Annotated in this window: 6 protein-coding genes; all 6 read right to left on the bottom strand. The window is 25.3% G+C overall.

The window, feature by feature from the left end; all coding sequences use genetic code 11:
- Positions 1-112 precede the first annotated feature (112 nt).
- The gene (locus I6U48_RS26665) at positions 113-1,489 is read right to left on the bottom strand and encodes a hypothetical protein (RefSeq protein WP_218323553.1); all 1,377 of its coding nucleotides are present in this window, start codon (positions 1,487-1,489) and stop codon (positions 113-115) included.
- Between the two features lie 118 nt (positions 1,490-1,607).
- The gene (locus tag I6U48_RS26660) at positions 1,608-3,197 is read right to left on the bottom strand and encodes an AAA family ATPase (protein ID WP_218323552.1); all 1,590 of its coding nucleotides are present in this window, start codon (positions 3,195-3,197) and stop codon (positions 1,608-1,610) included.
- On the bottom strand, positions 3,190-4,533 hold the full coding sequence (locus tag I6U48_RS26655) for a hypothetical protein (RefSeq protein ID WP_218323551.1): 1,344 nt from the start codon (positions 4,531-4,533) through the stop codon (positions 3,190-3,192). Before I6U48_RS26655 ends, I6U48_RS26660 begins: the two co-directional genes overlap by 8 nt.
- Before the next feature lie 888 nt (positions 4,534-5,421).
- The gene (locus I6U48_RS26650) at positions 5,422-6,912 is read right to left on the bottom strand and encodes a TnsD family Tn7-like transposition protein (RefSeq protein WP_218323550.1); all 1,491 of its coding nucleotides are present in this window, start codon (positions 6,910-6,912) and stop codon (positions 5,422-5,424) included.
- A complete protein-coding gene (locus I6U48_RS26645) occupies positions 6,909-8,381 on the bottom strand; it encodes an ATP-binding protein (RefSeq protein ID WP_218323549.1) in 1,473 nt (490 codons plus the stop codon). The genes I6U48_RS26650 and I6U48_RS26645 overlap by 4 nt, the downstream gene beginning before the upstream one ends.
- Complete coding sequence (locus tag I6U48_RS26640) at positions 8,374-10,404, bottom strand: TnsB C-terminal domain-containing protein (RefSeq protein ID WP_218323548.1); 2,031 nt, start codon at positions 10,402-10,404, stop codon at positions 8,374-8,376. Before I6U48_RS26640 ends, I6U48_RS26645 begins: the two co-directional genes overlap by 8 nt.
- Positions 10,405-10,424 lie beyond the last annotated feature (20 nt).

The following is a 10,424-nucleotide window of genomic DNA, read 5'->3' as shown; positions in this document are numbered from 1 at the left end:
TGGATTTGTTGGGTTGGTACATAGTAATAATAGCTAATTAATTTTCCATTGTTTTCTTAATAGTATCCTCAATATAATTTTTTATTATTTATTTTGCCAACGAATCCTATACCTATATATTTAGCATATTAAAATATTTATAACGATAACTTTTCTTAACTTTATTTAATATAAATATATGTGAAATATAAAAATATACAAATATTAATACGTCAAACAAAATCAAATTTCTATAAACATCAAAATATAAAATTATATGTCCTATGTTGTATAAAAACACCGTAATAATAAAACCAATCTTTAATTTTTTAAATTCATGTGTTCTTGAGATTGATGCTATATATCCCAAAATAGCTAACCAAATTAGGAGTGTTCCCCAAACAATTAGAATTTTAGAATCAATAGGATTTCCAGTTTCATATAATAGATATACTCCTCTTTGATTAAATAGTATTCCTAATAACAAATATGAATTTCTAAATATTCTCGCATAAGGTTCAGACCAATTTAATGCTATAATATACATTCTGAATAATGGATTTGATAAAAATTCATTATTTATCATCATTTCTATAGGATCAGGCTCTTTTTCCCTATACAATTTATTAGCTAATCTGGTCCAGTCCATACTAATATTAAAATTATTAATCTCTTTATATCTTGAGTATTTTGGAATTGGAAAGAAAATTCCGCCTATCCCTTCTTTAAATATTTGCTTTATATGCCCTTTAATATGATTATACCTATATAAAGTTGAATCAATAGTTATTTCTCTCCAATTCTTTATTTTTCTATTTTTCATAAACGTATTTATTAATATTATAATATTTCCTGCTAAATTAATTATTATAAAGATTAAAATTTTTGCTTTAGTAATCCCATATTTCAAATATATAAATTCATATAATGAAATATTTAAAAACATTGTAATTATTATTCCAATCTGTATCAGTATACATCCCAAAATAGAAGTAATAGCTATCCAAAAAGTTTTTTTTGAAAATCCATTATAAAAATAATATGAGCTTAATATACTTGTAAAGAATTTAAATCCAACATAATTAAGTATTGGCACTATAAATAGTACCTTTGTATCTGTTAATTTCAATAGTGTCGACAACATAGTTAATACTGTTGGTAAAAAGAACAGACATAATATTAGTTTAATTATATTTGCCACCAATTGGAATGACATCGAATATTTTGAAGAGTCTAAAATTTTTATAAGGCTATTTTTCAATCCAAATATCAGTGCATATGATATACTAAGCCAAACTATAGGCGAATAAATTTCCCCCCTACAAATCCCAATAACTCCAATGATAGAAGCTGGTATCAACAGCAATATTGTAATCCATGAAACTAATAATCTTCCATATTTATCATATATTTTAGCTAAGTATTCCCATTTATTTTTCGTATAATTTTTAATTTTTTGTAACATACTATGTTTAGTCTTTCTTTTTTGTTTCTTATTTATTTTACTCATAATCCCCCTTATACTAAATAATGTATTTACAATCAAGCAATTATTAATCTTTAATTTATTTAAACTTATATCCTAAATCAAATACAAATCCTGATTATAAATTTCCCATCAACATACATTATATTAGTTCTGTAAATCTATTTGTTAATTCAATATTTATATCTCTTAAATTATTCAATTTATCTATCGGAATATCAAATAATAATTCCATTTTTTTACAATCAAATTCATTTTCAAAGTTCTCATTATATTTTTTAATTATTTTTTCTGCCCTGTATCTTATAAACTCTTCTTTATCTTTACTCGTTAAAGGTACAAATATGTATCTCATACTAAATCTTGAAAACAGAGCTTCTGGAATTACATTCTTATAATTTTTTTCAGTTAAATTAGATGTAAATACTATTATATATCCTTCTAAATTAATTTCCTTTCCATCAAGGTCAGTATATTTTCCATCTTCTAAAAGTTCATAAAAGAAACTAAATATTTCCTTGTCTGCCTTTTCAAATTCATCAATTAATATTACTTTAGAATCACTGTTTAATATTTTATTAGTCAGTTCCCCACCACTTTCACTACCTTTATAACCTTTTGGTGAACCAATTAAACTCCACAACGACCCCTGACCAGAATAATTACCGAAATTAATTTTAATTTCCTTAGTGTTATTATACAAGTTTCTTTGTAATACTCTTGCAACTTCTGTCTTTCCTATTCCAGAATCTCCACATAAAAAGATAGAAAAAATTTTTTCTTCCCCTATTTTATTCATTATCTTATATTTGTGTATTTGTTTTCTAAAGTCCTTTTTAAATTCATCATGTCCAAATAGTTCTTCTTCAAATCTTTCTAAGAACAAATTCATATCTTGATTTGTAAATACACTAACTTCTTTTTTTAATTCATTATCAGATTTATCTTCTTTTGTACTTGAAATTTCAATATACTCCTGGAAACTATATTTAAATAATTCTTTACATTTATCTTGAACTTCTTTATCAATAATGAAACTTATGTTATTTAATTTGATTAATTCATGTAAAATTATTTCAAAAGATAATACTAATTCATTTATGCCATTTACTAATCTAATCATAGATGTTATGTCTAAAATATATTTTTCTTCCTTGTTCAATAAACTTCTTTCAATTGAATAATCTATACTATTATTTTTCTTTAAAACTTTAGTTATTGATATTATATGTATTCCTGTTTCTCTCTTTGCATTAATGTATTCATCATAATTATCTTTATCATAAACAACTACATCTTTTGATAAAGATTTATGACTTTTATCAAATTCATCTTTTGTAGAAGTCTCTTCTATACTTGTTAAATTTTCTTTTTCATAAAATTGAAGTGGAAAAAGTTCCATCATTTTTTCTGAATAATCATACTCTACTACTATCTCAACATCGCCACGTCTATACAAATTGTCAATTATTACTCCATAATGAAATAATATATCACTTCTCACTGCTAAAAGTTTTGCCAACAAAGTAATATCTATTAAAATTTCTTTGTCCTCATCATCAAATGATAAATTTCCATCATTTAAATAATCATAATCCAAATAAGTTTCTTCAAATTCATATTGAGAATTAAAAAGTAATGATATTGGTATTATCCTGTACTTTGTAGATGTCTTTTGGTAAAATTCATTAAACATTTCTTTATTATATATAAACAATTTACCTCTACCCATTTTCAACCCCACTAATGTTTATATTAATTTCTTGAATTATAGCAATTATATCAACATAATTTCTTATTTCATTGTTGTTCTCGTCTTGAAATTCATTTCCATTGACATTATTTATCTCTGAACTGGCTGACTTCTTTAATCCCAATTCTTGACGCTCAATATCTTCGGTTTTAGTTTGATTATTATTAAAATAATCAAATGCACTTCTATACTTTTGCTCTTCATCTTGTCCTACATAAACCCCAATTAAAGTCATCTTTCCTATCAATAAATCATAAATATTATATGAATTTTCAAAATCGCTTTCAGATGACATCGGTATTTTTATGTAAAAATTCAAGTTTCCAGTTGAACATTTTAGTTCATAACAACAGTCTTTTAACATTGAATTAGTTAACGAAGATATATTAAAATCCATTTTCATTTCATCTGATGTACTACTTAAATTCGTACCATTAAATGCACCATTTAACAATATTTTTGAAATTTGCATTGTTTCCTCTTGATTCATAAGTTCTATTTTAACATTATTAAATATAAGTAAATCTCCTGGTAAAAGTTTTCTCTCTTCTTCATATTCTTTACATTTCTTTATAATAGTATCTAACAAATTAGATTTTGTTGTTTTTACATCAAAATTTTCCAACACTCTATTTTTTTCACTATTCGTTTTAGTGTATGTATTATCATATGTAATACCATTTTTAACAACCTTTAAATATTCCAAATTTATATTTGCATTTTGATTTTCTTTTAAACTTTCAGAATCTTCCATAGTTCTTTCTTTTTGAATACTAATTGCTATCTTATTATTTATCAACATTGCAATTTCAAATACTTTATCTATATTAATATAGTAAGTATTAAAAAGTTTACTCTTCTCCATATCTTTATATTCTGCTTTTTTCTCTTCAAAAGAATTTGCTTTATAGCCTAATATATACTGGCTCAAAAACATTATAATAAGACATACCAGCATTATCTTAGTTTTATAATATACATCACTTATATTAAAATCTATTAATATACTTATTAAATAAAGAAATATTGTTACCATAAATGAATATCTTATATACTTTAAATTATTATCTATAGATACATTTTTTCTTAATTTGAATAACGTTCTATTACTTAATAAGCTACTTACAAAAAGCATACTTATAGGTATAAATACTATATAAAATTCCAAACTCTGAAAATGGCTTTTAATAATATTATTAATATCACTAAGAACTCCTGTTTCTACCATTGCTAATGTCAATACAAATAAACTAATCACCCAATTATAATGTTTTTCTTTTATCTTTATAATTACATTACTAATTTGTTTTATCATATATCCCCCTATATTAATTTTATTATACTGATACCCATACATATTATACCACTATTTTTACTTTTCCCCAATTTCAGACCTGATAATTTCTTATCTTTCAAATAAACTTAGATAAAATAAACTTAGATAAAAAAAGCTAAGATTTTACTCTTAGCTCTGAATTTAATATTTTAATTTTTGATTACATTAATGCTAAACTCAAATAACCTTCTTACAGTTTTAGTTATATTTTAAAATAATTATTCTATTTAAAACTACTTTTGATAATTTTATATATTTTTATCGAAAACTAAAATTGAGTCAAAATTCCAATCTTCAAACATCTCAGCTATGTATAAGATATCTTTTGTTAATCACTCATCAAATAATTCTTGATTATTTAGAACTCTCACTTAAATACTCGTAAGCTCCAATCAACTTGCTCAACAAACTCCTGAGCTACATAAATAACCTCATAATGTTCTCCTATATTTTCAAAGTCAACATATATATGATTTTCAGATTTTTTTATATATTTCCAAATATTTCTATAGCCCTTAATTAAAAATTTTATTGTATACCTTTATTATAAATTTGTATATATACATCTAAAAGTTTTTTTCACTGCAATCACTTTTAAGTTATCTTTTATATAGAATATCGTATATTTACTATTTAATCTATGTTTAAATAAATTTGAATTTAACTTATTATAAATATATTCTTCCCATGCTGATTTATATTTAATTTTTTCATGTAAAGAATACCTCCAAAGTCCTCCTTCAATTGGTTTAGTCGGTAGAAATAAATTATTATCATATACTTTTCTATTCAAAAGTGTTCTGAGTTCACTATCATTTAAATATTTTTTACTTTCTGGAACAGCCTCATCATATTTTTATTATTATTTCAATTTAATGTTTCTAAAATATCTTTTATTAATTTTTCTTTACTTTTATCCAAATTAGAGCTAAATCCACATTTTATTTGCACTTTATATATAGTAATTGGTTCTTCCCTGTTTCTTAATTCATTAATAGCCCACATTATTTTTCTTTTCCAATAATTCTCATTACTTTCTGTTACATTGCTAATATATGCTTTTGTTTTCGTCAACTTTTTACTAAATATTCCTTGTCCAATTCCAAGTTCTCTTCTAATACTTGAATTGCATACTTTTACAGGCTTTCCTGGCTTATCTAATATTTGTTGCACAGCCTTTTTTGCTTCTACTAAAAGCTTCAAGTCATTTTTATTCCAATCAATTGGTGTTGCTTCTTTTTTCTTTCTATATCGAGGAGTAACTTTTTCATACCATTCTCTATCGTATTTGTATACATATGAATAAACTTTAGGATTAATATTTATCAATTCATTTCTTGATTTATTAGGGTTTTCTTCTATGATTTTTACCCATTCTTCTTTTCTTTCTTCTACATCTAATTTAGGCATATATACTTTATATTCATATCTGTAGCTTCTACTTTCCTTATGTTCAAACATATCTTTAATTTGACAGTTTAAAAATTGCAACAATAACAGATGTCTTACTATTGGCTTATTATTGTTTTTAGAAAAGAAGTTCATTAGCCAATTGCTATCATAGTTTTTTATATTACTATCCATAAAGTTCAAATATTCTTCTGTATAAAATTCTTTAAGCTCATATGCCAACTTTTTAATATGTATTCTTCCACTCTTAGTAGCTAAGCCTCTTTCATAAAATTTATCTTTATAAAATATTTTTATATCATCTAAAGTTAGCTGGCTATCTTCCCCGTTAACAAGTTCTTTAACTAAATCTATATACTTTAAATTATAATCCAAGTATTTATTATCAATTGAATCTTGCCTTTCAATCTGTATATCGTCTAAACACACATACTCTCTATTAATACTACTACATATGACTCCACTTTCTTGAAGCTGAACTTTGTGCTTATCACAGAAAAAAACGCCTGTATATTGGTGTTCTCTTCTCCAATAACTTTCCCCTAATTCATCAATATCTGCTTTTATGCAAAGAGGACAATATTTTAAATAACTTCTTTGCTTTATTAAGTTCCCTGTTCCTAACTTCAAAAATATATTTATATCATACTTATTTAGCATATTTTCTTTTATTTCATCTCTAACTTCTTTTGATAGTAATTTAGTATAAAAAGGATACATAGTATGCTCATGTAATAATTTTTCTCCTGTGATTTTACTTCCTACTGGTAAAGTTTCAGCAATTTTATTAAGTCTAAAAGGAAATAGTATTTGAAATATTTTATTTTGTTTATAGATAAAATCTCTACTTATTGCTTCCTTATTTATTAAGCCACACATCCTTCTATATCTTGAAATAGCACTATATAACAATTCATCTTTGTACAATTTAGGAAAACAATTTATCATACTACACTACCAATCAATATCATGTCCATTGATACTATTACTCCCGCATCTATCAATGCTTCATAATTATTCTTCCCCTGTTTAATTCCTTCTACAATAATTCTTCTGATGTCATTCCCTTCTAATCCACTAATCTTTATTTTTTTCTTCTTACCTTTTAGTATATTCTCTTTTATCGTTCCTTCTTTTTCTCCCAATGAATTTTTCTCTACTGCTTTAGCTTTCTTTATTATAGAATTACTTTCTAATACTCTTATATCCTCATATTTAAACATTTTAGCTCTATTATTACTCGCAATACTACTAATCATAGGTTTTAATAACTTAAACTCTTTGTCCCATACTTTTTCAACTAATTCTTTAGTTATAGTCTCAATATTTCTTTCAATAGCAACCTTTTGAGTACTCACAAATAATTTAACAACTAAATCACTAATTCCTTGCGTTTTTTCATAAAATAAGTTAATAATCTCTTCATCTAAATTTGCTCTATTTCTTACATATTGATTTTTCCAAATTCCATTTATAAATAACCTAAACTCCTTATCATTTTTCATATTATTCCATATAATTTCACCTGACCCTGTTACTCTTCTTGCAATCCTTAGTTCACCAGTTAACATATCATAACAAGCAGGAGTGCCTATTAATAGAATTGCTACTCCAAATGTATTCATTAGAGCAACAAAGTAATTCATTATTTGAGATGTATTTTTATTTAAGTGTTGTAATTCATCAATTACTAACAGTCCTAAATTTATATTATTTGCCAATTGCCCCATAATAGGTAGCATAGCGTCAACTGAAAGATTCTTTACTGCATATCTTTCCATATTCCTACTTCCAATAAGCTCGTCTATTTTCATGAAAAACTGCAACGTTAATGCCTTCAAAGAACTATTGTGCGGAGCTTCTAATTTAATCCATGTAACTTGTATTGCATTAAAATTCGTATTATTATAGTTGCTATGATAAATGAGCTGAGGAGTGTTCTCTAAAATTTTATTTACAATTCTTGTTTTTCCCATACCGCTAAATCCTATTAGAAGACCACAACTTGCTGTAGTAACAAAATTACTATTTACACTCATTGAAAAATCTTTATTTATTAATTTATTACCTAATTTATTTATATGTCTTATATATTCTGGGTTAAATGGATTTCTGTCTATATATCCTTGCCTCATTAAAGTGTCTATCATATTAAATACTTTTATATGTATAGGTAATACCTGAAATACACCTTTATAAGTTCTTTGTAGCATATGAATTCTGACATATTCATCTAATTCTAATTCTTTTTTTGATATTTTAAGATTTTGATTTAATATAGTTACAATTTCTTCTTTAGTTCTTATCGTTGGCAATGCTTGTACAAATGGATTATTATTATATTCATCAATAATTTGATTTTTATAATCTGCTTCTTCTGCTAATATTCCACTTGGTAACATTAAACTCTTATTCATAATCTTCTCCCCATTCGTCTGCAATTATTTGATTAAATACTTCCATTTCTTCATTTATATCACTACTATCACTACTTGAATTTTTTCTAAAATAATTTCTTTCCTCTTCTAAATTTTCTCTAATATGTTTCAACCTTTGTGTCTTATTTAATGCTTTATCCTTAACTCTTTCCTGTTCCTGTTTAGCCTTACCTGTTATTTTTTCCATTTCATCAAATAATTTAATTTTTTCATGTATTTCTTTTTCACTTGCTTTCTTATTTAACTTATCTTCATATTCAAAAATCTTGGTAATCTCCTCTTCACTCATACCTTTATAGTGTTCCATATATGTGACTAAAGTTAACTTATCATAGCTAATCCCGTCCTCTTTTATATAATAAATTTCTGAAAGGTCATTAGGATTATAGCTTATTCTAACTCTATACGAGCCTTCAATTCGTGCTTTTTGAAAAAATCCTGATTCTAATGTATATTTAGAAACATAATATAACTTATTAAATCTTATTCCCTTTGCTGTAACTGAAACTTCTTTATTGTGTAATAAATTAATCCTTATTATCTCCTCTGGCAATTCTCTAAGTAATCCTTTCTTAACTTTAACTCCGTATTCCCATAACTTACTTGGAATCTTAGGAATACTATTTTCTATATTAATGCCATCAGATTCATAATAATTTAAAACATGATTATTGTTATAAAACAAAATATATTTAATTACAATTTGAGTTATTTCCTCTAATGTAAGATTTGCTTTAAGTCTATAATCTACATTACCTCTTTCTACTTTATTGAATTTATTTTCAACAACACCATCTACAAAAGGTTTAATGTACGCATGTAACCGTTCAAACGACTTCTCCACAATGCCCTTCATATCTCCCCTGTAAGAATTTGTCTGCTGAATAAGTATCCCTAAGTTACCTATTGCATTTTCAATATGACATGACAAAAGCTCTCCTCTATCCGAGAGGATTCTTGTAGGTACTACTGCACTCACCCAGTCTTCTTTTTGAATAGATATACCATATTTTTTACAGTAAGATACCTTATCTGTCATCGTATTAATTAAAGCTATTTTAGCTCCTTCAAAACTATTGAATGGCTCAATGGTAACATTCATTCCAACTATCATTCTGCTATACACATCTACAACCAAATACAACACACCTCTTCCAATAATTAGGTTTCTGTTCATTTTACTAACAAGATAAACGTCAAGAATTGTTGAATCAATCTGAAAAAGTTCTCCTGGACCTAATGTATCCTGAATTGAATTACCTATTATAGCTCTTGCTGTCTGCTGATAAATTCTATCTCCATAACGTTTTGTAATTTCATTTCTTTTATCATCTTTAGTAATTCTTGAAAACCAATAATAAAACTGCTTTAAGCTTGGGATATTATTATTAGGATTAGATTTTAAGAAATCTCTTATTATTAGTTCATAACACATCTTTTTATTATTTTTCTTCTTAGTGTTGTAATATTTATTAATACCTTCCTTCAAAAGTCTTTTAATTTTATCATCTACAACAAATCCACCTCTTTCATGTACTCTTTCCTTCCCCCTCCCTCCGCACTTGTAAGTCTTTGGAATCAAAGATTGCATTATCTTTCCGCTTTTCAAGTAGCTACACCATATTCTCTTGATACTGCTCTCACTTATTCCATAAACTTCAATTGTTCTATCAATAATTGATTTTCTGCTCTTCTTATAATAAATTTCATATTCAGGGCTATTACTAATCAAATAACATATAACTTCATAATTAAAATCACGTTTTTTAGCAATTTCATATTTAATTTCAACATTTTTAATATCTATGAACTTATCAGTTTTTACTTCTACAGCTTCATTTCTTATAAATAACTCTTCTAAATTCTCTTGATTAATTATTTGCGGCCATCTGATTTGATCACATAACTCAATAATGAAAATATTATTTCTAAATGTATCACTTCCTACAATCCTATATTCTTCATTTCCTAACTTGAAAATCATATTCTCCATAAATAGCATTATTTTCTCACCTCAATTTC

Source organism: Clostridium thailandense (genome assembly GCF_019207025.1).
In the GTDB taxonomy this organism is placed as follows: Bacteria; Bacillota; Clostridia; order Clostridiales; family Clostridiaceae; genus Clostridium_AM; species Clostridium_AM thailandense.
This window is presented reverse-complemented; position numbering and strand designations above follow the sequence as displayed.